Below are 26,552 nucleotides of genomic sequence, written 5' to 3' on the forward strand. Positions count from 1 at the left end.
CCCGCGTGCTCGCACCCCATATTTCCGTCGTCAACCTCGGATGCCGTGTCAATCGGGTTGAGTCTGACCGTATCACTGCCGATCTTATGCGCCTGGGCTTTGCTATGGTGGAGCCCCAGGATGCCGATCTGATCGTCATTAACACCTGTGCTGTTACGGGCGAGGCCGAGGCCAAGACCCGTAAGGCCGTTCGCCATGCACTGGCCCATCAAAATGAGCCCTATGTGGTCGTGACCGGATGCGTGGTCAATTTGCATCCCGAGGAGCTGCTGGAGCTTTCGGATCGCGTGATCGCCGAGCCGTCCAAGATCGATGTCGCCGAACGTGTCTGCGAGCTGCTGGGCGTTGAGTCCGATAGCGTCCCCGCCTGCAGCGATGGCGAGGTGGTCGATGCGCTCGGTCGCTCTCGCCTGGGCGTGAAGATTCAGGACGGCTGCAACCATCGCTGCACCTATTGCATTGTGTGGAAGGCACGCGGCCCCGAGCGCTCCGTGCCCGTCGAGTCCGTGCTCGAGCAAGTTCGTGAGGCCCAGGAGGCCGGCGTGCCCGAGGTGGTGCTGACCGGTGTGAACCTGGGTGCCTACGATGGCAAGAGCGCGACCGACGAGCATGTCGAAATCGATGAGCTGCTTGAGGCCATCATGGAGCGCACGTCTATTCCGCATGTGCGCATTTCCTCGGTCGAGCCCATGGATATCTCTGAGCGCCTGCTTAAGGTGATGGCGCGCTATCCGCAGCGTATCGCCCCGTTTTTGCACCTGCCCGTGCAGTCCGGCTGCACGGCGACCCTGCATCGCATGGGCCGCCCCTATAGCGCCGAGACCTTTGAGGACACGGTGCGTATGATTCGCGCCAACTTGCCCCAGGCGTCTCTTTCGTGCGATGTCATCGTCGGTTTTCCTGGTGAGACGGACGAGGAGTTCGAGGAGTCGCTGGCGCTGTGCCGTCGTGTGGGTTTCTCGCGTATGCACGTGTTCCGCTATAGCAAGCGTCCCGGTACCCTTGCTGCCGATATGCCCGACCAGGTGCCGCCCGAGGTTATGGCCGAGCGCAGCCGTCGTATGCGAGCCGCGGCGCAGGAACTCGCCATTGCCGACGCTCGTCGTCGCGTGGGCACCGTCGAGCGTGCCGTCCTCGAGTACGGCGACAACCTGACGCTCGGTTCGTTCCATCATGCCCGTCTTGACGATACCTGTGGACTTACAGCCCCGTGCCTGCTCGATGTTGCTATCATCGGAGTCGATGATTCCGGCTTGGTCCATGCGCGCAGGGAGGTTCATGGAAGCCTCGAAGATTAGACTTACCGTTCCCGAGGGAATTGATCCCTCGTGCGTTTTGGGCGCCGGCGACGGCGTCCTTCGTGCGCTCGAGAGCTTGGTTCGCGCCCATGTGGTCGCCCGTGGCGATAGCATCGCCGTGAGCGGTGACCCGGATGAGGTCGAACTCGTGGCGCGTTTTTTCGAACATGCTTTTCGCGAGGCGGCCGCCGGGCGCACGCTGTCTGCCGACGATGTCTCTCGCTGCCTGGCCGTCTTGCGCGACGGTGAGCACGAGGCTACGTCGCTTCGCGATGACGTGCTGCTTTCGTATCGCGGCCGCGTCATTCGTCCCAAGACGCTCGGGCAAAAGCGCTACGTGGATGCCATTCGCTCGCATACCATCACCTTTGGCTTGGGTCCAGCCGGTACCGGTAAGACCTATCTGGCCATGGCGCTCGCCGTTGCCGCGCTCAAGCGTCACGAGGTGGGCCGTTTGATCTTGACGCGTCCGGTTGTCGAGGCGGGGGAGAATCTGGGCTTTTTGCCCGGTACCCTTGAGGAAAAGATCGACCCCTACATGCGTCCGCTCTACGACGCCCTTTTTGACATGATGGATCGCGAGCGCACCGATGAGCTTATGGAGCGTGGCGTGATCGAGATCGCCCCGCTTGCCTACATGCGCGGCCGCACGCTGAGTGATGCCTTCGTGGTGCTCGACGAGGCGCAAAATACCACGCCCGAGCAGATGAAGATGTTCCTGACACGCCTTGGGTTCAACTCCAAGTTCGTGATTACCGGCGACCTGAGCCAGCGCGACCTGGTGGGTCGTCGTGGCGGTCTTGCTGACGTTGAGCAGATTTTGGGCCGTGTCGACGATGTCGCATTTTCTCACCTCGAGCGTGCCGACGTGGTGCGCCATGCCCTGGTGGGTCGTATCGTCGAGGCATATGAAGCTTATGATGACGTGCGCGAGCAGCGCCCGCGCGACCGAAAGGAGTCCCGTTGAGTGTATTGATCAGCAACGATGCCGAGCTCGATACGCTGCTCGACGCGCAGGAGGTGGAGCACATCTGCGAGGTTGTGCTTGCCGCCGAGGGCGTTGAACGTGGAGTCGAGATTTCCCTTTCGTATGTCGACGAGGACGAGATGCACGAGCTCAACCACGAGTGGCGCGGTATCGACCGCACCACCGATGTGCTCTCGTTTGAGTGCGATTCGGCCTTTGACGATGACATTCCCGCCGATGAGACGCTCGAGCTCGGCGATATTATCTTGGCCCCGCAGGTTATTGCCCGTCAGGCCCCCGGTTTTGGCAATAGCCCCGCTGACGAGTGCCGTCTGATGCTCGTACACGGAATGCTGCACCTGCTGGGCTATGACCACATCGAGGACGACGAGGCCGAGGTCATGGAGGCCCGCGAGGACGCCATCCTGCGCGATCTGGCGCTCGAGCGCGGCGAGGACCCTAAGCTAGTCCACGTCGGCCCCATCACCAACCACGCCCACGACTAGGAGCCGTCTATGATTCCCGGATCGAACAAGGACCATCCGTCCTTTTTAAAGTCGTTTTCCTACGCCATGGAGGGCTTCGTCACCGCCGTCAAGACCGAGCGCAACATTAAGATCATGCTCGTTGCGGGCGTGTGCACCGTCATTGCCGGCTGCGTCGTGGGGCTCGACATTGCCGAGTGGGCCACGATTATCATCTGTTGCGGCCTGGTGATTCACGGCGAGCTGTGCAACACCGCTATGGAGGCCATCGTCGACCTGGCGACCCAGGAGCTCCATCCGCTGGCCAAGCGTGCGAAGGACATCGCCGCCGCTTCCGTATACATACTTTCCATCACCGCCGCGATTGTGGGCGTGCTGGTATTTGCCCACGCGCTCGGCTTTATTTAGAAGGGGATTCCCATGTCCGACAATATGCAGCCTACCGATGAAGTTTTGGATGACGAGGTCCTTGACGCGGTGGATACCGAGGAGCTCGAGGATGTCGAGGAGTTCGACCCGTTTGAGGGCATGAGCGACGAGGAACTCGACTCCCTGTGCGACGAGGACGACGGTCCTATGGGCTTTGGTGACGTGGAACCCGGTTTCCGCAGCGGCTTCGTGGCCCTGGTCGGTCGTCCCAACGCCGGCAAGTCCACGCTGCTTAATGCCTGCTATGGCAAAAAGGTCGCCATCACCTCGCCGGTGGCACAGACGACCCGCCGCCGCATGCGCGCCGTCGTCAACCGTCCCGGCTACCAGCTGGTCTTTGTCGATACCCCGGGTATTCATAAGCCCAAGGACGGCCTGGGGTCCGAGCTCAACAAGAGCGCACTGTTCGAGTTGAACGATGTCGACGTCGTCGCGTTTTTGATTGATGCCACCAAGCCGATCGGCAGGGGAGACGCCTGGGTTGCCGAGCGCGTCAGATGCGCTCGTTGCAAGAAGGTCCTGGTGCTCACCAAGGCCGATGAGGCCGACCCCGCACAGGTCATGGAGCAGCTTAAGGCTGCCCACGAGCTTATGGAATATGACGACGAGATTGTGACGTCGTCGGTTAAGAACTTCAACGTCGATGCCTTTATCGAGACCGTTGCGCACTTTTTGCCCGAGGGTCCGCGTTGGTTCCCCGAGGACATGGGTACCGACGCTTCCGATGAGACGCTCGTTGCCGAGTTTGTGCGCGAGAAGGTCTTGCGCCGCACCCGTGATGAGATCCCGCACTCCGTTGGCGTGATCTGCGATGCGCTCGAGCAGACCAAGAAGGTGCTGCGCGTGCACGCCACCATTTACGTCGAGCGCGAGGGCCAAAAGGGCATCATCATCGGCAAGGGCGGCGAGATGATCAAGCATATCGGTATCGACGCCCGTCGCGATCTTGAGCGCATTTTTGGCACGCAGGTCTTTTTGGAGTTGGACGTGAAGGTCAAGGCCGGCTGGCGTGACGACGAGGCCCAGATTCGCCGCTTTGGCTATAACGCCGAGGACTAAGGACGCGCGGCGCGCATGGCAGGCTCCCGGACATATCGCACGAAAGTGCTCGTGCTCGATAAGACTAAGCTCAAAGAGACCGACCTGATCTTGACGATGCTTGACGAGCGGGGGCGGCAGGTTCGTGCCGTGGCAAAGGGCGCCCGCAAACCCGGCGGACGCCTGGCTGCGCGCTGCGAGCTGTTCTGTACGGTAGATATGCTGCTCGCACATGGACGGTCACTCGACGTGGTTTCCCAGGCCGAGCTTATGGAGGCGCCGCTCGGCGTTGCGCCCGATTACGAGACGACCTGCGCCGCAAGCGCGATCGCCGAGGTCGCGCGCGTGTGCTCGTTCGAGGACGCCGAGGACCCGTTTACCTTTGCCATCACGCAGCGAGCGCTTGCCCTGGTGGGCAGCGGGCTCGACACGGCGCATATGGATCTACTTGTGGCGGCATATGTCTTTAAGCTGCTGTCGCACGTTGGCTATCGACCCGATTTTTCGGCCTGCGTGCTGTGCGGAGACCCCATGCTGTCGTATTTTTCGCCCCAGGCGGGCGGCCTCATGTGCGGGTCGTGCGCGTCGAGCGTTCCAGGTGCCGAACTGGTGTCGACCGGTGAGGCCGCATGGCTGCGCGCCCTCATGTCCATGACCTTCGATGCGCTTTTGGCCGAGCGAATCGACCCGCATACCGCAGCCTTTTTGCTGGGGCTTTCGCATGTTTGGGCTGCGACGCACACCGATCAGCGCCTCCGTGCGATGGAATTCATGTTGGGTCGGTGATGATGCGCAGGCGCGGGCTGCTTGTGGTAACATACCGACCTGTTGGTACCTCGACCTTGGTTGCTCGCTCCACCGGCGGCTTCCCAGTCCGAGGCGAATCGAGTCGCCCGATGGCGACGCAAAAAGAAAGGTGAAACAATGACTGTTTCCAAAGAGCGCAAGGCGGAGCTGACTGCCCAGTTCGGTAACACCCCGGTCGACACCGGCAACCCCAAGGTTCAGGTCGCCATCCTGTCCGAGCGCATCAAGGAGCTGACCGAGCACATGAAGTCCCATCAGAAGGACTTCCACACCCGTCGTGGTCTGCTCATGCTCGTCGGTCGTCGTCGTCGTCTTCTCTCCTACATCAAGAAGAACGACATCGTCGAGTACCGTGAGCTCATCAAGGCTCTGGGCATCCGCGACAACATCCAGTAGGATTTGTACATGCTAAGAGCGTCCTGCGCAGCGGGGCGCTCTTTTTGTGTAAGGGCGCGAACAATCACGCTCTGAAGCGTGGCGGGGGCAGGGGGTCCGCGTCACATGAGAAGCCCGCAGGCAAGGGGCCTGTGGGGTAAAGGAGAACAATGACACTCGTATCCAAGACCTTTGAGCTGTACGGCAAGACCTACACCTTTGAGTCGGGCGAGCTTGCCAAGCAGGCCACCGGCGCCTGCCTGGTCAAGCAGGGCGACACCACGATGCTCGATACCGTGGTCGTCTCCAAGGAGCGCAAGAACTATGACTTCTTCCCGCTGACCGTCGACTTCAACGAGAAGATGTACGCTGCCGGCCGCATCCCGGGTGGCTACCTCAAGCGTGAGGGCCGTCCCAGCGAGAAGGCCACGCTCACCGCGCGCATGATCGACCGTCCGATTCGCCCGAGCTTCCCGGACGGCTTCCGCAACGAGGTGCACATCGTCGCTACCTCGCTTGTCGCCGACCAGGTCAACCCCTTTGACGTCATCAACGTCATGGGTGCTTCCCTGGCCATGACGCTCGGCGGCGTGCCCTTCGAGGGCCCGCTTGCCTGCGTGCGCATCGGCCGTAACGTGGAGACCGGCGAGTTTATCGTCAACCCCACCTACGAGGAGCGCGAGAACTCCGATCTGGACTTGGAGCTGGGCGGCTCCGCCGACTTCATCTCGATGGTCGAGGCCGGCGCCGAGGAGATCTCTGAGGACGACATGCTCGCCGCCATGAAGTTTGGCCAGGAGGCCCTTGCTGCCTTCTGCCAGGCTCAGGATGAGTTCGTCGCCGAGTGGGAGCAGGTCAACGGCCCCATCGTCAAGAAGGAGTACCCGCTCGACCAGCCCGTCGAGGAGGTCCAGGAGCGCATCTTCGCCCACTACGACGAGATGGCAGCCGCCTTGCGCGACGCCGACAAGCTCTCCCGTATCGGCAAGGTCGAGGCTCTGAAGGAGTCCATCCGCGCCGAGTTCACCGAGGAGGAGCAGGCTGCTTGGGAGCGCGAGATCCCCGTGGCGCTCAAGAAGCTCGAGAAGAAGGCCATGCGTACTATGGTCGTCGAGACCGGCGAGCGCGTCGACGGCCGTGCCGCCGACGAGATCCGTCCCATCATGGTGAAGGACAACTACCTGCCGCTCGTTCACGGCTCCGGTCTGTTCCAGCGCGGCCAGACCCAGGTGCTCTCCGTCCTGTCGCTCGGCATGCTCAACGAGGGCCAGCGTCTGGATACCATCGAGCCCACCGAGGGCAAGCGCTACATGCACCACTACAACTTCCCGCCGTTCTGCACCGGCGAGACTGGCCGCATGGGCAGCCCCAAGCGTCGCGAGATCGGTCACGGCAATCTGGCAGAGCGCGCTCTGCTTCCGGTGCTTCCCGACGAGAACGAGTTCCCCTACGCCATCCGCGTCGTCTCCGAGGTCATGGAGTCCAACGGCTCCTCTTCGATGGCTTCGACCTGCGGCTCCACGCTCGCCCTTATGGACGGCGGCGTGCCCATTAAGCGCCCGGTCTCCGGTATCGCCATGGGCCTGATCCAGGAGGAGGGTAAGACCGTGGTCCTGTCCGACATCCAGGGTCTCGAGGACTTCCTGGGCGACATGGACTTTAAGGTCACCGGCACCACCGAGGGCATCACCGCCCTGCAGATGGACAACAAGGCCACCGGCCTCACCTTCGACATCCTGGCCCGCGCCCTGCAGCAGGCCAAGGAGGGTCGCGCCTTCATCCTGCAGAAGATGCTCGATGTGATCCCCGAGCCGCGCCACACCACACGCAGCACCGCTCCGCGCATCGTCTCCATCCAGGTCCCGACCGACAAGATCCGCGACGTCATCGGTTCCGGCGGTAAGGTCATCCGCGGTATTCAGGACGAGACCGGCGCTTCGGTCGACATCCAGGAGGACGGCACCGTCTTTGTCGGCGGCACCGGCGAGTCCGTGGACCAGGCCGTCGAGCGCATCAAGCTCATCATCAAGGTTCCCGAGCCGGGCGAGGAGTACACCGGTCGCGTGGTCTCCATCCAGCCCTTCGGCGCCTTCGTCAACCTGCTGCCCGGTAAGGACGGCCTGCTGCACATCTCTCGCGTCGCCAAGGGCCGCGTGGAGAAGGTCGAGGACGTCCTCAACGTGGGCGACGAGGTCAAGGTCGTCGTCATCGAGGTCGACGATCGTGGCAAGATCTCGCTTGATCGTCTGGATAAGCCCGAGGCCCCGGCTCGCGCCGAGGGTGCTTCTGAGGGCGACGGCGAGCACTTCCAGCGCCGTGAGCGTCCGCGTCGCGAGCGCTCCGAGCGCAGCGACCGTCCGCGCTGTCCCGGTGACAACGGAGGCCGCAAGCCTCGCCGTCACCACGACGCCGAGTAACAGCCGTACATAAGCAGCTCAACAAGGGCGACTCCTAAGGGGGTCGCCCTTTTGCTATTCTCGGCGGGGCCGCAGGTAAAGTTTCCTGCTCTACAGTCCTGCTCGCACGGAGAGCATATTAAGTGCTTTCCTTTGCGTGCGGAACTCGCGATAAACTTCATATGCGTCCCTCCCGGGCGCAAGCAAAAGGGCTGGTTAATGCCGCTCGCTATTTAGTTAGACAGTCTATTCAGTAGTCAGATTACAGATCTGTAGATAGCCGCAGCAGCATCTTCCCAGATAAAACCGACCAAAATAAACCTGTCTCTATTTGGCAGGTTTCCCGTGGGGCGGGCACTGATGAAGTTTATCGCGAGTTCCGCACGAACAGGAGGCCACTTAATGTGGCCTCCGTCGTGAGCAGGACTGTAGAGCAGGAAACTTCATCAGTGCCCGCCCCACGGGAAACCGGCGGGATGGACCAGTTCAGATGGGGCTTTGATGCATGGGTGGTCTGTTGGTGGGCAAATGGGTATCATACTGAGGTTACTGCGTCGACTCTATGATGCATGTTTGTACGTTCCCGGCGGTCGGTTTGCCAGAAGCGCCCCGCCGGTTGTTCCAGACCCGTTTCGAAGAAAGGAAACCACACTAACCTATGGCAGCTAAAAAATCATCTCCCTTGAAGATCATTCCGCTCGGTGGCCTTGACGGCATCGGCAAGAACATGACGGTCTTCGAGTGCGGCGACGACATGGTGCTCGTCGACGCCGGCCTCATGTTCCCGGATGACTCCCAGCCCGGTATCGACCTGGTGCTTCCCGACTACACCTATGTTTTGGAGAACGAGGAAAAGCTCCGCGGTATCGTCGTTACCCACGGCCACGAGGACCACACCGGTTCGCTTCCGTATCTGCTGCAGGACCTCAACAACAAGGTGCCCATCTTTTCGAGCAAGCTGACGCTTGGCTTTATCGAGGGTAAGCTTTCTGAGTTCCGCATCCGCGCACCCAAGTTCCGCGAGGTCAAGGGCGGCAGCCATGTCAACCTCGGCGGCATCTCGCTCGACTTCTTCTCGATGACGCACTCCATCCCCGGCGCTCTGGGCGTGTTCATCCGCACCAATCAGGGCACCGTTATGCACACCGGCGACTTTAAGCTCGACCAGACGCCCATCGACGGCGTCACGCCCGACTATGCCGCTATCAGCCGCTTTGCCAAGCAGGGCATCGACCTGTTGCTGTCCGACTCCACCAATGCCACGGTTCCCGGCTTTACCAAGTCCGAGGCCGAGGTTGGTCCCAACCTGCTGCATGCCATCAAGAACGCCCCGGGTCGCGTGTTCGTCGCTTCGTTCTCGAGCCATATCCATCGTTTGCAGCAGATCTGCGATGCCGCCCGCAAGTGCGGCCGTAAGGTCGTTGTGACCGGTCGTTCCATGCTCACCAACACCCGCGTCGCGCGCGAGCTGGGCTACCTCAACATCGACGATGCCGATATCATCGATGCCTTCGATATCGATAACCTGCCCGACGACAAGATCGTCGTCATGTGCACCGGTTCGCAGGGCGAGCCGCTGTCGGCCCTGTCCCGCATGGCCAATGGCGAGCACAAGACGCTCTCTATCCACGAGGGCGATACCGTCATCCTCTCGGCAACTCCCGTTCCCGGCAACGAGAAAGCCGTCCAGCAGGTCGTCAACAGCCTGGCCAAGCTCGGCTGCGACGTGTGGGATAAGAACCGCGCTCTTGTCCACGTCTCGGGCCACGGTAGCCAGGAGGAGCTCAAGCTCCTGATGGCCATGGCCAAGCCCACTTACTTTATGCCGGTTCACGGTGAGGCCGTGCATCTGCGCGCCCATGCCCAGCTTGCCCGCAAGATGGGCATCAAGGACGATCATATCTTTATCCTCGATAACGGCGACACGCTCGAGATGCGCGGCGGTATCGTCAAGCGCGGTACGCCCGTCGAGTCCGGCGTCGTCTACGTCGACGGCCTTCGTATCGGCGATACCGACCCCATCGTCTTGCGCGATCGTCAGAAGCTCGCCAATGACGGTATGGTTACCGCTGTTGCCATCGTCTCGCTTAAACACAAGAAGATCGAGGCCATCGAGTTCTCGGGCCGCGGCGTCTCGTTTGCCATCGACGACCAGTTCTCTGAGGATGCCTCCGCGTCCATCATGAAGACGATCGAGAAGGGCAAGTTCAGCTTTACGAGCAGCGGTTCCGATGCTATTCGTAAGGCCGTGCGCGATTCGCTCTCTAACTTTATCTGGAGCCGTACGCGCACCCGTCCGATGATCATCCCGGTCGTCATGGAGGTTTAGTTTGGCGCGTGGATCTGCACAAAACGCCAAAAGCAATAAGGCCAATAACCAACCGGCATCTGCTAAGGGTGCCGGTTCCCATCTGCGTGCCAATAAGGGCCACGAGGCGGACTTCGACGATTTTGAGCCTTTGGTTGAGCCCTCGGCCAACCGTGATATCGCCGGCGTGGTCATCGCCGTTTTGGCGATTGCGTCCTTCATTGCCGTGATTTCGCCGGCGACCGCACCCGTTACGGCTGCGGTTGCCGGTTTCTACCACCTGGGCTTTGGTCTGGGCGCCTACGTGCTGCCGATCGTCATTTTGCTGTTTGCCGCCACGCTCTTTTTAGGCGAGGACTCGCCGCTCAACGTACGCTCTGTTGCGGGCGGCGCCGTGGTCTTTATCGCCGTCGTCTCCATTCTTTCGCTGATGGTGCCGGGTACGAGTGTCTCTTGTGACCTTATGTTCACGCCGCAAAATTTGTCCGCCTCGGGTGGCTACATCGGTGCGTTTATTGCGAGTGCGCTGCAGAATGCCCTGGGTAAGCCTATCGCGATGGTAGTCCTGTTGGGCTTTGTCGTCGTGGGCTTGGTCATCATCGGCTTTTCGGTTGGCGGCGTTTTGCGCTCTGCTCGCGACCGTGCGGCCGATTTTGCCGAGCGCCGCCGTGCCGATGTCAACGCCAGCCCGTGGGGTGACGACGAAGCCCTGTCGGTGCCCGGCGTTGCCCGTCCGCACCTGAGCATTCTTCGTCAAAAGGGCCCCGATGCGGCCGTGACTACGGTTATGGGTAGCGAAGTCGATCCGATTCTGGACGATGAGGACGTGGACGAAGATCCGTTTGTCGACGTGTCTGAGGCCGTGGAGGCCGAGCGGGCCAAGACAACGCTGTTGCCGCGCCGCCATGCCAAGAAGGGCAAGGCTGCGCCCAAACTCAATACGAGTGAGCCCGACCCGTCTTGGTCCGAGAGCGAGATTGAGCTCACCGAGGGTGATGACGAGGACGACGAGGCTCCGATTGAGACCGCAAAGACAACTTTGCTGCCGCGTCGCCATGCAAAGCGCGACCAGGTAACCGGTCAGCTTTCGATGGAAGACGACCCCGATAAGATCGACGAGTCCGAGCCGCCGTTTGCCGTGAATCCTGTCTCGGCAGCACCTCAGATCCCCGACTTCTTGAAGCATCCCAAGGTTGCCGATGCGCCTGCCTTGAGTGCTGTCGAATCGGCTGCGGCCAGCGATGGGGGAACGGACGGCGGCGCCGCAGATAACGAGGGCGAAGAAGAGGACGGCCTCAAACTTCCGCCACTTGAGATTCTGCATGCCAACCCGCAGTCGGCTTCCGCTGCGTCTTCGGACAAGGAGCTGGAGCAAACTGCCGAGTCGCTGCAGTCGACCCTGCTTGAGTTTGGCCGCAGCGCCCGCGTGGTCGGCTGGATCGCCGGCCCCACGGTGACGACCTTTAAGCTGCAACCTGGCGAGGGCGAGCGCGTGAGCAAGATTTCGAGCCTCGAGGACGATATCGCGCTTTCGCTCGCAGCTCAGTCGGTTCGTATCTTTGCCCCGATCCCCGGCACGTCGCTCGTGGGTATCGAGATCCCCAATCGCAAGCGCCAGAACGTCAACCTGGGCGACGTGCTGCCCTATGTGAAGGGCGGTCCGCTCGAGCTGGCCATCGGTCGCGATGCCGAGGGTACGCCGGTCGTCGCCGACCTCGCCAAGATGCCCCACCTGCTGATCGCCGGCACGACCGGTTCTGGTAAGTCGGTGATGATCAACTCCATCATCACGACCCTGCTCATGCGCGCGCTTCCCGAGGACGTTCGCCTGATCATGGTCGACCCCAAGCGCGTCGAGCTTGCGGGCTATAACGGTCTGCCGCATCTTTACGTGCCTGTAGTGACCGAGCCCAAGCAGGCCGCGAGCGCTCTGCAATGGGCCGTGTCCGAGATGGAGCGTCGCCTGAAGGTCTTCGAGCGTCTCAATGTACGTAAGATCTCGACCTATAACGAAAAGCAGGCCGCCGGCGAGTTTGAACATTACGATAACCCGCCGCAAAAGATGCCCTATCTGGTCATTATCATCGACGAGCTCTCGGACCTGATGATGGTCGCCGGTAAGGATGTCGAGGCCTCGATCGTGCGTATTGCTCAGCTGGGCCGTGCCGCCGGTATCCACCTTATCGTGGCCACGCAGCGCCCGAGCTCCAACGTGGTGACGGGCCTCATTAAGGCCAACATCACCAACCGCATCGCCTTTAACGTCGCCACGGGCATCGACTCGCGCGTCATCATCGACCAGATGGGTGCCGAAAAGCTCACCGGTTTGGGCGACATGCTGTTCTCCAAGGTCGACTGGGGCAAGCCTCGTCGTATTCAGGGCTGCTTTGTCTCGGACGATGAAATCAACGAGATTGTCGAGTTCGTCAAGTCGCAAAGCGAGCCCGACTACCATGAGGAGATCCTGTCGGCTGTGGCGCCCGCTTCCATGTCCATGGCGGGTGGCGGCGGTATTGTCCGCACCGGAGTAGCCGAGCCGCAAGACGATGATCCGCTCATTTGGGAAGCCGCCCATATTGTGGTGGAATCGCAGCTTGGCTCCACATCTGGCCTGCAACGTCGTCTGAAGGTTGGCTATGCGCGTGCCGGGCGTATTATGGACATGCTGGAAGAAAAGGGTGTCGTCGGCCCGCCCGACGGTTCCAAGCCGCGTGAGGTCCTGTTGGACGAGGAGGGGCTTGCCGCGCTGGAATCTGTCGACGCCGAGATGGCACGTGAAGATCGTGAGTTTGGAGGATTCTGATGGCTGCACGCTTTGGTGACATGCTGCTCGAGCAGCGTCGCCGGATGGGCCTTTCCATTCAGCAGGTCGCCAACACCATCAAAATCAGGCCGCAGATCATCGAGTTTTTCGAGACCGGTAACTTTGCTTCGATGCCGCCGCGCGGCTATGCGCAGGGCATGATTTCGAGCTATGCTCGCTTTTTGGGCCTCAATCCGCGCGAGGTCGTCAATGCCTACTTTGACGACCTGATGGCATACGAACGCGAGACGTCGCAGCAGGGCGGTCGTTTTCAGGACGCCGCCGGCTACGTCAATTCGCGTTCCTCGGTCGATAACGGGCGCTTCCTGATGGTTCAGGGCGGTCGTTCAACCCGCTATGGACAGCGTCCTCAGCAGGCCGGTTATATTACTGAGACGGGTTCGGGCGAGGAGATTCGCTCACAGCGTGACCGGTTCCGCAGTACGCCGATGCCCGAGGACCGTGCACTTCCCGCTGCCCGCGGCGTGGCGCGTGACCCTCGTGCCGGCTACGGCGACGGCGGCTATTCCGATCGCGGTTACCGTGGTGCCTCTATGGGACGCTCTCGCGGTGGCTATTCGGATGCCGATACCACGCAGGTGACGCCGCGTCTTCGCTCTCAATCACAGCCGTATGGCCAGCGCTCTTCGGCTCCGCGTTCGGTCCAGCGTGGCTATCAAGGCCGCGGTGAACTTGCGCCCCGCTCGGGTCAGCGCAGCCTTCAGGGCCAGGGCGGCTATCGCGGCCGTTCCGATAGCAATCGCGGTCGTATGCCTCAGGGAAGCGGCCGCAGCAGTTCCGGTCGTGGACGCGGCGGATCACGTACTCCTCAAAACAACGGGCTCGATCCGCGTATCGTCTACGCCGGCATCGGTGCCGTTGTGCTGCTGTTGATTGTGCTCATCGTGGTGCTTCTACGTGGCTGCGCATCTTCGGCGCCCGAGAACACGCCCGAGACGCCCACTGCTACCAAGATGACGACCAAGAAGTCTTCTAAGAAGACCGAAACGGTCGACGAGGACGATGACACCGATGAGGCGACGGATGAGTCGACTGATTCGGACGCTACCAAGACGACGGCCAAGAAGGAAGAGAACGAGGTCACGAAGGTCAAAGTCTCCGTTGCCAAGGGAAAGACCGCGTGGATTGAGGTCAAGGTTGACGGCAAGTCGGTCTATGGCGCCCAGGCGACTGGCCCCTTTGAGCAGGAGTACACGCCCGAGTCTTCGATCGAGATCACCACGTCCAAGCCTTCCGATGTCACCGTTACCAAGAACGGTGAAAAGGTTCGTTACGATACCAAGACCTCGGGCGTGGCGCGTGTGACGATCACCGTTCCCAAGAAGGAGACGTCTGATTCCGAGAATGGTGAAAGTTCTGATGGTACCGACACCACCGATGGTACCGATGCCACCGACGGTACCGATGCCCAGTCCACGGATGGCGCCGATACCGCAACTGACGGTCAGACACCCACCGATTCTACCGACAATTCGTACGATAGCTACTAGGCCGCTCGTACGCGAAAGGAAACATCATGGCTAAAGATTCCAGCTTCGACGTCGTGTCCGAGGTCAACATGCAAGAGGTCGACAACGCCTTCCAGCAGACCACGCGCGAGATTTCCCAGCGCTATGACCTTAAGGATTCCGGCGCCACGATCGAGCTTTCGAAGGGCGACAAGCTCTTTACGATCAACGCCCCGGCCGACTTTGTCTCCAAACAGATTGTTGACGTGCTGAGCTCCAAGCTCATCAAGCGCGGCATCGACCTCAAGGCTGTCTCGTGGGATGCTCCGCAGGCGGCATCGGGTGGCACCGTGCGCGTGCTCGGCCATATCGTCGAGGGTATCGACCAGGCGACCGCCAAGAAGATCAACAAGGACATCAAGGATCAAAAGCTCAAGGTCAAGGTGACCATCGAGGCCGACAAACTGCGTGTTTCCTCTGCTTCGAAGGACGCGTTGCAGACCGTGATTCAGTTCCTGCGCGACCAGGACTACGGCCAGCCGCTGCAGTTCACCAACTACCGCTAATATCAATCGAAAGGACCGCTCTCCAACATGGATACACCGTTGGGCTCCGTGCTCTACATCACCCTCGGGTGCGCTAAGAACGAGGTTGACACCGACCGCATGCGTTCTCTTTTGACCGCCGCGGGCTACGAGGAGGCATTCGACCCGCAGGATGCCGATATCGCCATCGTCAATACTTGCTCGTTCCTCGCCTCCGCAACGTCCGAGAGCATCGAGACCACGCTCGAGCTCGCCAACGAGGTTCAGGACGGCGTTCGTTCTTGTCCCATCGTCATGTGCGGCTGCGTGCCGTCGCGCTATGGCGATGACCTGCCTGACGAGCTGCCCGAGGTCGCTGCCTTTGTGAAGGCCGACGAGGAAGATGGCATCGTGGCGGTCATCGATGGCGTGCTGGGTGTCGAGCGTGAGATTGCAGCCTATATCCCGCAGGTCAAACGTACCGTCGAGGGTGCTGTCGCTTACGTCAAGATTTCCGATGGCTGCAACCGCTTCTGCAGCTTCTGCATGATTCCCTACATCCGCGGCCGCTATCATTCGCGCAATGCCGAGAGCATCATCTCCGAGGTGCGCGACCTGGTTTCCGGCGGTGTGCGCGAGATCGTGCTGATCGGCCAGGACACGGGCATCTGGGGTACCGACTTTGCCGACGAGGACGTCGCCGATGGCTCGCCGCGCAATCTGGCGCAGCTGCTGCGTGCCGTCGCCGAGGCCGTGCGCCCGCACAACGTCTGGGTCCGCGTGCTCTATCTGCAGCCCGAGGGCATGACTGACGAACTCATCGAGACGATTCGCGATACGCCCGAGGTGCTGCCCTATATCGATATCCCCGTGCAGCACTGCGACGCGCGCATCCTCAAGGCTATGCGCCGTTCTGGTTCGCGCCAGGAGCTCGAGGACCTGTTCCGCGATCTGCGTGAGCGTATCCCCGGCATCGTGATCCGTTCCACGGCCATGGTCGGCTTCCCGACCGAGACCGACGACGAGTTCCGCGACCTTATCGACTTTATGGACACCGTCGGCTTCGACTACACGAGTGTCTTTGCCTACTCGCGTGAGGAAGGCAGCCTGGCCGCCAAGATGGAGGGTCAGGTCGACGAAGAGGTCAAGCTTGAGCGCGCCCAGGAGGCCATGGATCTGGCCGAGTCGCTCGGTTTTGCCGCTACCGCCGCACATGTGGGCGAGCGCGCCCAGGTGATCGTCGACGGTATCGAAGAGACCGAGGACGGCGCCGAGCTGATCGGCCATGCCTGGTTCCAGGCGCCCGATTCCGATGGCGCTGTGCACTTGGATGCCAGCGAGGCGTCCGTGGGCGATATTCTGACTGTCGAGTTTACCGATAGCTTCTGCTATGAGCTTATCGGCCATGTTGTGGAGTAGGAGAGCGTCGTGGCAAACGAGAGCAATAAGGAACTGACGAGTGTTTGGACGCCCGCCAATATCGTGACGTGCGTGCGCATCGTCTTTATCCCGGTGTTCATGATTGTGTCGGCGCTGTCTCACACGAGTGTTGCCGGTACGGATTGGAGCACCTTCGACGGCCCGCTCGCCGCCGCCGCTTTTATTCTGTACGTGATTCTGTCGTGCACCGATAAGGTCGACGGCTATCTGGCGCGCTCGCGCAACGAGATCACCGATTTCGGCAAGTTCTTGGACCCCATCGCGGACAAGCTGCTGGTGTTCTCGGCCCTGCTGCTGTTCTTGGATTTTGGCGCGGTGACCGTGTGGTCCGTGTTCATTATCCTGTTCCGCGAGCTGCTGGTGAGCGCTCTTCGCATGGTCGCGAGTGCTGCTGGTGTGGTCGTTGCGGCCGATAAGCTCGGCAAGTACAAGACGGCGACCACGATGGTCTCCATCTGCGGTTATCTGTGCGTCTTTGCGATGGCCGGCTTGCACCTTGGCCCGGTGGCGCTGACGCTCGGCATCTACTCGGTGTCGCGCTTCCTGTACGCCGTTGCCGTTGTCCTGACCGTTATCTCGGGCGCCCAGTACTTCTGGAACTGCCGCAAGATCGTCTTTTCGGTCTAGGTCCTGGTGGGTATGACGGACTCTTTTGAGCAGATTTCCGCACATAACGAGGAGCTGGCGCGCGATATTGTCGAGCGCGCGAGCGCTCGGGGCGTGACGGTTTCGACGGCTGAGTCGCTGACGGCGGGTATGATCGCCTCGACGATTGCCGATATCCCGGGCGCCTCGGCGGTGCTGCGTGGCGGTGCGGTGACCTATTGCGATGAGATCAAGCATCGCGTTCTTGGTGTTGAGCAGGAGACGCTCGACCGCTATACCGCGGTGTCGCATCAGACCGCGCGCGAGATGGCGGCGGGTTCGCTGGAGCTGTACCAGAGCGATATTGCAGTGAGCGCAACGGGTTATGCCGGCCCCGGCGGTGGCACTGAGGAAGATCCGGCGGGCACTTTCTATATTGGCTGGGCGTATCGCTCCGCCGATGGGGGCGTGCCGGTCGTGGACTCTGTGCGCTGCCACTATGAGGGCGACCGTTCGTGTGTTCGTGCCCATGCGGTCGCGGAGGCATTGGGACGCATTGCCCTTGTGCTCAACTCTATGGAATAGACGTGTTTTAAGGGGCCTCCGGGCCCCTTAATTGTGGAGATAGGGACCTCAGAAGAATTTAGCGTTTGTGCTGTTCATGGGTGTATTTTTGCCTGCCTTGTTCATTTTTGGTCCTTTGTGGTCAAGCATTTGGTCAGTGTTTGGTCGGCGTTTGGTTGGGTTTTGGAAAGGTCGGCTGCATATGATTTATCTGAACGGTTGACCACGAACAGCCGTTCGTTTATTATCGATGCAGGTTGTTAAGAGGAGGGCTATTCATGGCCAAGAATTCAGGTCCCGTACGTACCGTTCATGCTCGCACGACGGGTAAAGAGCGCGATGAGATGATCGCCACCACCAAGGCCGAGATCGAGAAGAAATTCGGCCAGGGTTCCATCATGAGGTACGGCGACGGTGGCCCCGAGCTCGAGGTCGAGGCCATCCCTACGGGCGCTCTGGCACTCGATGCCGCTCTGGGTATCGGCGGTGTGCCGCGCGGCCGAATCGTCGAGATCTACGGTCCCGAGTCCTCCGGTAAGACGACGCTTTCGCTCGAGATCTTGGCCGAGGCCCAGGCAATGGGTGGCGTTGTTGCATTTATCGATGCCGAGCACGCGCTCGATCCCACGTATGCCGCGCGCATCGGCGTGGATATCGACGAGGTGCTCATTTCCCAGCCCGATACGGGCGAGCAGGCGCTCGAGATTGTTGACATGCTCGTGCGCTCCGGCGCCATCGATGCCATCGTCGTCGACTCCGTCGCCGCGCTGACCCCGCGTGCCGAGATCGAGGGAGAGATCGGCGACACTACGGTCGGTCTTCAGGCTCGCCTGATGAGCCAGGCGCTCCGCAAGCTCGCCGGCTCGCTGTCCAAGTCCAACACGACGTGCATCTTCATTAACCAACTGCGTGAGAAGATTGGCGTCATGTTCGGCAACCCCGAGACTACGACGGGCGGCCGCGCCCTTAAGTTCTTCTCTTCGGTGCGTATCGACATTCGCCGTATCGACAGCATTAAGCTTAAGGACGAGGTTATCGGTAACCGCGTGCGAGCCAAGGTCGTTAAGAACAAGGTGGCAGCTCCGTTCCGTTCTGCTGAGTTCGACATCATGTACGGTACGGGCATCTCTAAGGAAGGCTCGATTCTGGACATGGCTGTCGAGTGCGGCATCTGCAAGAAGATGGGCTCCTGGTTTGCCTATGGCGAGGACAAGCTCGGCAACGGTCGCGAGGCCGCCAAGGCTTTCCTGCGCGAACACCCCGATTGCGCCGACGAGATTGAGCATAAGGTCCGCCTTGCCTGCGGACTTGAGTTTGATGACGATGCTCCGTCCGAGGTCGAGCTGACCGATCAGCCTGCGCCTGAGGAGTTTGACGAGCTTTACGCCATCGATGGTTCCGCCATGCTCGATGATGACGACGAGTAGCGGTTACGCTCATGTCGTATACGGTGACCGAGGCCACGGTCGTCTTTCCCGATAAGAAGGCGGCCTCCTCGTTCTCGAGCGGGTATGCGTCCAAAAAGCCTTGCGCACATATCGATTGTGAGCTTGAGGGCGGTTTTGAGCGTTCTATTTGGATTCCCGTGCGGGTCGCGCGCCTGTATGTCAAAAACCGCCCAGATCTTCCCTGTGATTGGGACAACTTTCGTGAGGCGGTGCAGCTCATCGAGCGTAAATGTGCACTTACCATGGTGACCGAGATGTTATCGCGCCGCGACCATGCGACGGGTGAGGTCCGTGACAAGCTGGCTTGCTACGGCTTTCACCAGACAGCGATTGATTTCGCCGTCGAGCGCGCCACCGAGTATCACTTTTTAGACGACAACCGCTTTTGCTCGTACTTTATCGAGGAGCGCAAGCGGCGCGGTTGGGGACAGCGCAAAATCGAGACCGAGCTCAAGCGCCGTCATGTCGTGCTCGATGACATTCCCGGTTATCCCGAGGAATATTTTGCCGTCGAAGACGATTTGGCGCGTGCGTCAGCCCTGCTCGCCAAGCGGCGTGTTCCAGAGACGCGCGGATTCGAAAAACTGGTTCGGTTTTTGATGGGCAAGGGCTTCTCGTATCACATCGCCGCCGATGCCGTTAAGGCACGTCTCGATGCCGAACGCGAGGAATGTGCGGTTTAGGCGTATGCGTTTTGTGACCCTGCCGTTCACCGCGTTTTAGCCGCCGTGCCGGGGCCATTTATTTGACAGTTGTTGTGGTTCAACGTACGATAAACACCGTCATTTGCTTTGTGATATGTGCTCATCTGTGATGAGTTTGTTTATATGTTTATCTGTATCCGACCCGCATAAGCTGCGCCCATATTACTCAAATGTCGCGAGCCGTTCGTAAGGACGGTTCGCTTTGTTGTGTAACGAATCCATAAAAAGGAGTGAGCATGCCTATCATCGCAGCGCTCGTTGGCATCGTTTTGGGTGCCATCGCCGCCATTGCCTACATGCGCACCGCCAAGCAGGGTAGTCTTCACGAGGCCGACGAAAAGATTCAGTCGGCACACGCACAGGCTGAGTCCCTGATCGGTGATGCTAAGCGTCAGGCCGAGACCCTCAAAAAAGAGGCTCTGCTCGAGGCTAAAGAGGAAATCATCAAGAACAAGCAGGCGGCCGAGGCCGAGGACAAGCAGCGTAAGAACGAGATTCGTACGCTCGAGAACCGCGTGATGCAGCGCGAGGAATCCCTCGATCGCCGCAACGACGCTCTCGACAAGCGCGAGCATCAGCTGTCCAGCCAGGCCGGTCAGGTCGAGAAGCGCTCCCGTGAGCTCGAGGAGCTCTGCGCAAAGCAGACCTCCGAGCTCGAGCGTATTGCCGACCTTACCCGCGAGGACGCCCACAAGGAGCTCCTCGATAAGGTTCGCGGGGAGGTCACCCACGAGGCCGCCACGATCATTCGCGAGTCCGAGCAGCAGGTTCGCGCCGAGTGCCACAAGACCGCCCAGGAGATTCTGTCCCTGGCGATTCAGCGCTGCGCTGCCGACCACACTGCCGAGGTCACCGTTACCTCCGTGCACATTCCCTCTGATGACCTCAAGGGTCGTATCATCGGTCGCGAGGGTCGCAACATCCGGACCTTCGAGCAGGTTTCCGGCGTCAACCTCGTGATCGACGACACGCCCGAGACCGTCGTTCTTTCGAGCTTCGACCCGGTCCGTCGCGAGACCGCCCGTGTCGCCCTCGAGAACCTCATCGCCGACGGCCGCATTCACCCCGCCCGCATCGAGGAGATGTATCACAAGGCTGCCGACCTGGTTCAGCAGCGCGTGCGCGAGGCCGGCGAGCAGGCTGCTTTCGACACCGGCATTCACGACCTGCACCCCGAGATCGTCAAGACCCTCGGTGCTCTGCGTTACCGCACCTCGTTTGGCCAGAACGTGCTTCAGCACTCCCTCGAGGTCTCCGACCTGTGCGGCGTGATGGCTTCCGAGCTTGGCCTGGACGTTGTGACCGCCAAGCGCGCCGGCCTGCTGCACGACCTGGGCAAGGCAATCGACCACGACGTCGAGGGCCCGCATGCCGTCATCGGCGCTGAGCTTGCCCGCCGTTATGGCGAGAAGCCCGTTATCGTCCACGCTATCGAGGCTCATCATGCCGACGTCGACCCCAACACGGTGCTCGATGTCCTGGTACAGGCCGCCGATGCTGTCTCTGCCTCTCGCCCCGGCGCCCGTCGCGAGTCTGCCGAGAACTACATCAAGCGTCTTGAGAAGCTCGAGGAGATTGCCAACTCCCATGACGGCGTCGAGCGTACCTATGCCATGCAGGCTGGTCGCGAGGTCCACGTCATGGTTCAGCCGGACAAGATCTCCGATGCCCAGTCCACGGTCCTGGCTCACGATATCGCCCATCAGATCGAGGAAGAGATGGAGTATCCCGGTCAGGTGCGCGTCGTCGTGATTCGCGAGAGCCGCGCTGTCGATATCGCTAAATAACATGAGCGACGCGAACGAGCTCATCTCATTTATCGCGTCGATGTCGGGGGAGGGCAACCTTCGCGTCGAGGAGAACCTTGGCGAGGGGTATGTCCGCCTCCGCGTTTCGGAGGCCGAGCGGCGCCAGGCAAAGCACGACATTCAGCATGTCGAGGACATCGTCATCGAAATGCTCCGTAATGCTCGCGATGCTGGCGCCGACAAGGTCTATCTCGCCACGACTAAGGAAGATGGCGTCCGCACGCTTGTCTTTTTGGATAACGGTTCGGGCGTTCCGCAGGATATGCAAGAGCGAATCTTCGATGCCCGTGTTACCTCCAAGCTCGAGAGCATGAAGATGGACCGTTGGGGCGTTCACGGTCGTGGCATGGCATTGTTTTCGATCAAGCAGAACACCGACGAGGCCCGCGTGGTTACGTCCGGTGTCGATCTAGGCTCAGCCTTTAAGGTGAGCGTTGCGGCCGACCGCCTCAGTGAGCGTGCCGATCAGTCCAGCTGGCCCCAGGCCGTCAAGGATGAGGACGGGCGTTATGTCTGTGCTCGCGGTCCGCATAATATTATTCGCGCTGCTTGTGAGTTTGCGCTCGAGGAGTTGCGTGGTTGCGATGTCTATCTTGGTTCTCCGTCTGAGATTGCCGCGACCCTTTATGCTCAGGCGTCAAGTCAGCTCGATACGTCGCGTCTCCTGTTCATTGATGACGAGAGCGAGCTTCCGGTTGTCGATCGTTTAGGCCTTGCCTCTGATGCCGAGGACTTTATCCGTATCTGTTCGGGTTTGGGTCTTGAGATGTCCGAGCGCACGGCTCATCGCATTTTGGCAGGGCAGATTAAGCCCGTTCGCGGTGTGACCGCGCGTCTGCTGCGCGAGCGTGATTCGTCCTCGCATACGCCGGCTCCTGTCGATCTTGCGAAGGATCGTCGCGGGCTACGTATTGCCAAGGATGACATGGCACAGTTTTCGCGTGCTGTGGAGCGTGACTTTAATGACCTTGCCGCCCGGTACTATCTCAACCTTTGCGGCGACCCAAAGATTCGTGTTTCGCGTGATCGAATCACTGTGACCTTCGATCTTGCCAAAGAGGAATAGTGCCTTTACCGAGTCCACTCGGTACGATACAGTTATTGCAGTTAAAACGTACTTTTAAACGCAGGAGTTTCTTCATGGATTGCCTGAAGGTATCAAGCAAATCATCGCCCGCGTCCGTTGCCGGCGCCATCGCCGGCATGGTCAAGGATGGTGTACCCGTCAACATCCAGTGTGTCGGCGCTGGTGCTGTCAACCAGGCCATTAAGGCCGTGGCTATCGCGCGCGGTTTTTTGATTCCAACCGGTTTTGATATTTCCTGCGCGCCCGTGTTCTCCGACATCCTCATTAACGGGGAGTCGCGCACGGCCATCCGCCTTTCTATCTACGTTCACCAGATCAATCGAGCTGCTATGGATAACGTCGTCATGGATGATGTTAAGCCTGTGGCATAGCTTCTGCTTGCCTCGTTTCGCTCCCCATCGTTAGGACTTATGCACATGGACCAGCGTTCCGTACGCGATATTCTTGCCGGTAAAACCTACTTTATCCGCACCTTTGGCTGCCAGATGAATCAGCACGACTCCGAGCGTGTGAGCGGTCTGCTCGATTCGTATGGCTGCCTCATGGCGCTCGATCCCGAGCATGCCGATATCGTTGTCTTCATGACATGCTGCGTGCGCGAGGCCGCCGATACTCGCCTGTACGGTCAGTGCAATTCCTGCAAAAGCCTGCCGCCTTCGCCTTCGGGTAAGCGCGTGGTTGCCGTTGGTGGTTGCATCGCGCAGCGCGATGGCGAGGGCCTGCTCACCAACGTCGATAACGTCAATGTCATCTTTGGTACGCATTCTATCGCACATGTGGCCGAGCTCATTGCCGAGGCGTTCCTTGACGGCAAGCGTCATATCCGCACCAATGAGCATGAGGATACGGATGCCATGAGCATGCCGTGGCATCGCGAGACCCAGTATCACGCTTGGGTGCCCATCATGACGGGCTGCAATAATTTCTGTACCTATTGCATCGTTCCGTACGTGCGCGGTCGCGAAAAGAGCCGCTCCTTCGAGGAGATTGTCGACGAGGTGACCGGTTTGGTGCGCCAGGGCGTGCGTGAGATTACGCTGCTGGGCCAAAACGTTAACTCATATGGTCGCGATCTGTTTGGCAAGCCGCGTTTTGCCGATTTGCTGCGTGCCGTGGGCGATACGGGTGTGGAGCGCATCTTCTTTACGTCTTCGCATCCCAAGGATCTGCTGCCCGAGACCATCGACGCCATGGCCGAGACGCCTGCTGTTATGCCGCAGCTGCACCTGGCCGTCCAGTCAGGTTCGACGCGGATCCTCAAAGAGATGAATCGCCGTTATACACGCGAGGACTATCTGGGCCTGGTCGATCGCATTCGCAACCGCATGCCCGATATCGCGCTCTCGACTGACATTATCGTTGGCTTCCCGGGCGAGACTGAAGAAGACTTTGAGCAGACGCTTTCACTTGCCGAGACGGTCCGCTATGCCCAGGCCTATACCTTCATCTATTCCAAGCGCGCCGGTACCCCGGCCGCAGAGATTGACGATCCTACGCCGCATGAGGTTATTCTCGGGCGTTTCAACCGCCTGGTTAAGGTTATCGAGACCACGGCACATGAGTATAACCAGGGTGAACTTCATACTGTGGTTCCGGCGCTCATTGAGGGAACGAGTAAAAAGAACGACGCGGTCCTGCTGGGCAAGAGTCCCAAGAATCAGACCGTGCATGCGCCTATACCCGAGGGTTACAGCATCGATCAGCTTGTTGGCAAGATCGTTGATGTTGACGTTGACGTTGCCAAGACCTGGTATTTGTCCGGCTCCGTTGTGGGCGAGCCGCGCTAATGGTTTCTTCCGGGGCAGGTCTTTCCGCCGTTGCGATCGTCGGTCCGACGGCGGTTGGTAAGAGTGATGTTGCCGACCGTTTGGCCGCTCGTCTTTCGTCCGAAGTGCTGTCGTGCGATGCGATGCAAATCTATCGCGGCATGGACATCGGTACCGCAAAGATGACGCCCGATGAGTGTACGGCGCCGCTGCGTCTCGTCGACATTGTAGAGCCGGGTGTGGCATATTCTGCTGCGCTTTATCAGGCTGACGCTCGCGCGCATGTTGAGCGCCTGCTCGGGTCTGGACGTCTTCCGGTGTTTTGCGGGGGTACGGGCCTGTATCTCAAGGCCGCCCTCGATGAGATGGATTTTCCCTCGGGAGAACTTGAGGACGATCGCCGTGCGGGTTATCAGGAACTTGCCGAGCGCATTGGTGAGGAAGCGCTGCATAAGCTGCTTGCCGAGCGCGATCCTGAGTCTGCCGCGGTCATTCATCCTCATAATGTGCGCCGCGTGATTCGTGCGCTCGAAATGCATGATGACGGCGTTTCCTACGCACAGCAAAAGTCACAGTTTAGTGTTCCATGTGAGCATTATCATGCCTTGTGGTTTGGCTTGACACGCAATCGTGAGCTGCTTTACGAGCGCATTAACCTGCGCGTTGACCTCATGTTTGAGCAGGGTCTTGTTGATGAGGTCCGTGGCCTTATGGACCAGGGGCTTGAAGATGCGCTCACTTCGATGCAGGCGATTGGCTACAAAGAAATCATTGATGCTTTTAACGGTGTGATGACTATGGATGAGGCTCGTGAACTCATTAAGATGCGTTCGCGTCGCTATGCCAAGCGTCAGCTTTCGTGGTTTAAGCGCGACGATCGTATTGTGTGGTTCGATATGGACGAATATACGGTCGATGAGGTCGTTGAGGATATCTTGCATCGCATCGAGGCTGCCTGATGGCCCGGTTTCCCCTCGTTCCCACAGCACCCGAGCCTGAGCGTGCCATTCTTGTCGGCGTCGAGTGGCGCGACAATGCGTGGCCGCTCGATCGCTCGCTCGATGAGCTTGAGCGCCTGGCGCACACGGCTGGCGCCCGGTGTGTTGCTCGTTTGTCGCAGCGACTGGCTAAACCCTATCCTAAATCGTTTATCGGTTCCGGCAAGGTTGAAGAGCTGTGCGGCTTAGTGCATCGCATGGATGCCGATGTCGTTATTTTTGACGACGATCTGACGCCTTCACAGCAGTCCTATCTGGAGAAGGCCGTGGGCGAACCGGTTAAGATCATCGATCGCACGGCGCTCATTCTTGATATTTTCGGCCTGCATGCCCAGACGCGCGAGGGTCGTCTACAGGTGCAGCTGGCGCAGCTTCAATATCTGTTGCCTCGTCTGCGTGGCATGTGGAGCCATCTTGCCAAGGAGCAGACGCGCGGCGGCATCGGTTCGCGCTTTGGCCAGGGTGAAAGCCAGCTCGAGGTTGACCGTCGCTTGATTCGCAATAAGATTGCCGCGCTTCGTCGTGAGCTCAAGCAGGTTGAACAGCATCGCGATGTCCAGTCCAAGAGCCGCATTGAGTCACCGGCGTTTCGCGTCGCGTTAGCCGGTTATACCAATGCCGGTAAATCGACGTTGCTCAATCGCCTGACCGGCTCTACGGTACTTTCGCAGGACAAGCTGTTTGCTACGCTCGACCCGACGACGCGTTCGTATCGCCTGCCCGGCGGTCGCGGCATGACGATTACTGATACCGTCGGCTTTATTCAAAAGCTGCCGCATGGTCTGGTCGATGCCTTTAAATCGACGCTGTCCGAGGTGTTGGGTGCCGATCTAATTCTCAAAGTCGTAGATGCGTCTGACGAGGACTATGAGCGGCAGCTTGAGGCTGTCGACCGCGTTCTTGATGAGATCGGCGCTGGAGAGCGTTTAACGCTGACCGTATTCAATAAAATCGATCTTCTCGATAGCGTTGATCGTCTGAGCTTCCGTCGTCGCTATCCCGAGGCCGTGCTGTTCTCGGCCCAGACGGGCGAGGGACTCGACGATTTCGTCGACCGTATTGCTCGTGAGGCGGCTGCTACCGATGTGTTGCTCTCTGCTGATATCCCGTATCGCGAGGGCGCCCTCATCACGCTGGTGCATGAGCAGGGAACCCTTTTGCACGAGGAATATCTTGAGGACGGCGTTCGTATTGTGGCGAAGCTGCCGGCCCGTATCGCGCCGCGGCTCAAGCGTTATCGCACCGAGTAGACG

At 60.0% G+C, this 26,552-nt stretch carries 23 protein-coding genes; all 23 read left to right on the forward strand.

Going from position 1 to position 26,552, the window contains the following annotated elements; genetic code table 11:
• The first annotated feature begins 5 nt into the window (after window positions 1–5).
• Complete coding sequence (locus AB5758_RS00295; protein ID WP_271736554.1) at window positions 6–1,298, forward strand: MiaB/RimO family radical SAM methylthiotransferase; 1,293 nt, start codon at window positions 6–8, stop codon at window positions 1,296–1,298.
• Window positions 1,279–2,265, forward strand: a complete 987-nt coding sequence (locus AB5758_RS00300) for a PhoH family protein (RefSeq protein WP_195520394.1) — start codon at window positions 1,279–1,281, stop codon at window positions 2,263–2,265. Before AB5758_RS00295 ends, AB5758_RS00300 begins: the two co-directional genes overlap by 20 nt.
• Window positions 2,262–2,771, forward strand: coding sequence for an rRNA maturation RNase YbeY (gene ybeY, locus AB5758_RS00305; protein WP_117770331.1), 510 nt, complete (start codon window positions 2,262–2,264; stop codon window positions 2,769–2,771). The genes AB5758_RS00300 and ybeY overlap by 4 nt, the downstream gene beginning before the upstream one ends.
• Before the next feature lie 9 nt (window positions 2,772–2,780).
• Window positions 2,781–3,158: a diacylglycerol kinase family protein gene (locus AB5758_RS00310; RefSeq protein ID WP_225093629.1), complete on the forward strand. Its 378-nt coding sequence runs from the start codon at window positions 2,781–2,783 to the stop codon at window positions 3,156–3,158.
• 12 nt (window positions 3,159–3,170) lie between these two features.
• On the forward strand, window positions 3,171–4,238 hold the full coding sequence (era, locus tag AB5758_RS00315) for a GTPase Era (protein ID WP_368141125.1): 1,068 nt from the start codon (window positions 3,171–3,173) through the stop codon (window positions 4,236–4,238).
• A gap of 15 nt (window positions 4,239–4,253) precedes the next feature.
• The gene (gene recO, locus AB5758_RS00320; RefSeq protein WP_117629181.1) at window positions 4,254–5,003 is read left to right on the forward strand and encodes a DNA repair protein RecO; all 750 of its coding nucleotides are present in this window, start codon (window positions 4,254–4,256) and stop codon (window positions 5,001–5,003) included.
• Window positions 5,004–5,141: 138 nt separating this feature from the next.
• The gene (gene rpsO, locus AB5758_RS00325) at window positions 5,142–5,420 is read left to right on the forward strand and encodes a 30S ribosomal protein S15 (RefSeq protein ID WP_035138510.1); all 279 of its coding nucleotides are present in this window, start codon (window positions 5,142–5,144) and stop codon (window positions 5,418–5,420) included.
• 149 nt (window positions 5,421–5,569) lie between these two features.
• Entirely contained in the window at window positions 5,570–7,816 is a 2,247-nt protein-coding gene (locus tag AB5758_RS00330) for a polyribonucleotide nucleotidyltransferase (RefSeq protein ID WP_368141124.1), read from the forward strand.
• Window positions 7,817–8,453: 637 nt separating this feature from the next.
• Window positions 8,454–10,124 (forward strand): ribonuclease J, encoded by a 1,671-nt coding sequence (locus AB5758_RS00335; RefSeq protein ID WP_006235967.1) that lies wholly within the window; start codon window positions 8,454–8,456, stop codon window positions 10,122–10,124.
• Window position 10,125: 1 nt separating this feature from the next.
• Window positions 10,126–12,906 carry an FtsK/SpoIIIE family DNA translocase gene (locus AB5758_RS00340; RefSeq protein WP_368152403.1) on the forward strand — a complete coding sequence of 927 codons (2,781 nt, stop codon included), beginning with the start codon at window positions 10,126–10,128 and terminating at the stop codon, window positions 12,904–12,906.
• Window positions 12,906–14,417, forward strand: coding sequence for a helix-turn-helix domain-containing protein (locus AB5758_RS00345; protein WP_161144704.1), 1,512 nt, complete (start codon window positions 12,906–12,908; stop codon window positions 14,415–14,417). The genes AB5758_RS00340 and AB5758_RS00345 overlap by 1 nt, the downstream gene beginning before the upstream one ends.
• A 26-nt stretch (window positions 14,418–14,443) precedes the next feature.
• A complete protein-coding gene (locus AB5758_RS00350) occupies window positions 14,444–14,941 on the forward strand; it encodes a YajQ family cyclic di-GMP-binding protein (RefSeq protein ID WP_006235971.1) in 498 nt (165 codons plus the stop codon).
• 27 nt (window positions 14,942–14,968) lie between these two features.
• Window positions 14,969–16,318 (forward strand): 30S ribosomal protein S12 methylthiotransferase RimO, encoded by a 1,350-nt coding sequence (gene rimO, locus AB5758_RS00355; RefSeq protein ID WP_368141589.1) that lies wholly within the window; start codon window positions 14,969–14,971, stop codon window positions 16,316–16,318.
• A 99-nt stretch (window positions 16,319–16,417) separates the two neighbouring features.
• The gene (pgsA, locus tag AB5758_RS00360; protein WP_006235973.1) at window positions 16,418–16,966 is read left to right on the forward strand and encodes a CDP-diacylglycerol--glycerol-3-phosphate 3-phosphatidyltransferase; all 549 of its coding nucleotides are present in this window, start codon (window positions 16,418–16,420) and stop codon (window positions 16,964–16,966) included.
• A gap of 12 nt (window positions 16,967–16,978) precedes the next feature.
• On the forward strand, window positions 16,979–17,509 hold the full coding sequence (locus AB5758_RS00365) for a CinA family protein (protein WP_138374193.1): 531 nt from the start codon (window positions 16,979–16,981) through the stop codon (window positions 17,507–17,509).
• Between the two features lie 257 nt (window positions 17,510–17,766).
• Window positions 17,767–18,915 carry a recombinase RecA gene (gene recA / locus AB5758_RS00370; protein ID WP_022094695.1) on the forward strand — a complete coding sequence of 383 codons (1,149 nt, stop codon included), beginning with the start codon at window positions 17,767–17,769 and terminating at the stop codon, window positions 18,913–18,915.
• 11 nt (window positions 18,916–18,926) lie between these two features.
• Entirely contained in the window at window positions 18,927–19,619 is a 693-nt protein-coding gene (locus AB5758_RS00375) for a regulatory protein RecX (RefSeq protein WP_368141588.1), read from the forward strand.
• A 257-nt stretch (window positions 19,620–19,876) separates the two neighbouring features.
• Window positions 19,877–21,427, forward strand: a complete 1,551-nt coding sequence (rny, locus tag AB5758_RS00380; RefSeq protein WP_089573375.1) for a ribonuclease Y — start codon at window positions 19,877–19,879, stop codon at window positions 21,425–21,427.
• 1 nt (window position 21,428) lies between these two features.
• Window positions 21,429–22,514, forward strand: a complete 1,086-nt coding sequence (locus AB5758_RS00385; RefSeq protein WP_238023076.1) for an ATP-binding protein — start codon at window positions 21,429–21,431, stop codon at window positions 22,512–22,514.
• A 74-nt stretch (window positions 22,515–22,588) separates the two neighbouring features.
• Window positions 22,589–22,906: a stage V sporulation protein S gene (locus tag AB5758_RS00390; RefSeq protein WP_006235982.1), complete on the forward strand. Its 318-nt coding sequence runs from the start codon at window positions 22,589–22,591 to the stop codon at window positions 22,904–22,906.
• 45 nt (window positions 22,907–22,951) lie between these two features.
• A complete protein-coding gene (miaB, locus tag AB5758_RS00395) occupies window positions 22,952–24,322 on the forward strand; it encodes a tRNA (N6-isopentenyl adenosine(37)-C2)-methylthiotransferase MiaB (RefSeq protein WP_238023075.1) in 1,371 nt (456 codons plus the stop codon).
• Window positions 24,322–25,260, forward strand: coding sequence for a tRNA (adenosine(37)-N6)-dimethylallyltransferase MiaA (miaA, locus tag AB5758_RS00400; protein ID WP_238023074.1), 939 nt, complete (start codon window positions 24,322–24,324; stop codon window positions 25,258–25,260). The genes miaB and miaA overlap by 1 nt, the downstream gene beginning before the upstream one ends.
• Window positions 25,260–26,549 (forward strand): GTPase HflX, encoded by a 1,290-nt coding sequence (gene hflX / locus AB5758_RS00405; RefSeq protein WP_368155309.1) that lies wholly within the window; start codon window positions 25,260–25,262, stop codon window positions 26,547–26,549. Before miaA ends, hflX begins: the two co-directional genes overlap by 1 nt.
• The last annotated feature ends 3 nt before the right edge of the window (window positions 26,550–26,552 follow it).

It is taken from the genome of Collinsella aerofaciens, assembly GCF_040926405.1.
In the GTDB taxonomy this organism is placed as follows: Bacteria; Actinomycetota; Coriobacteriia; order Coriobacteriales; family Coriobacteriaceae; genus Collinsella.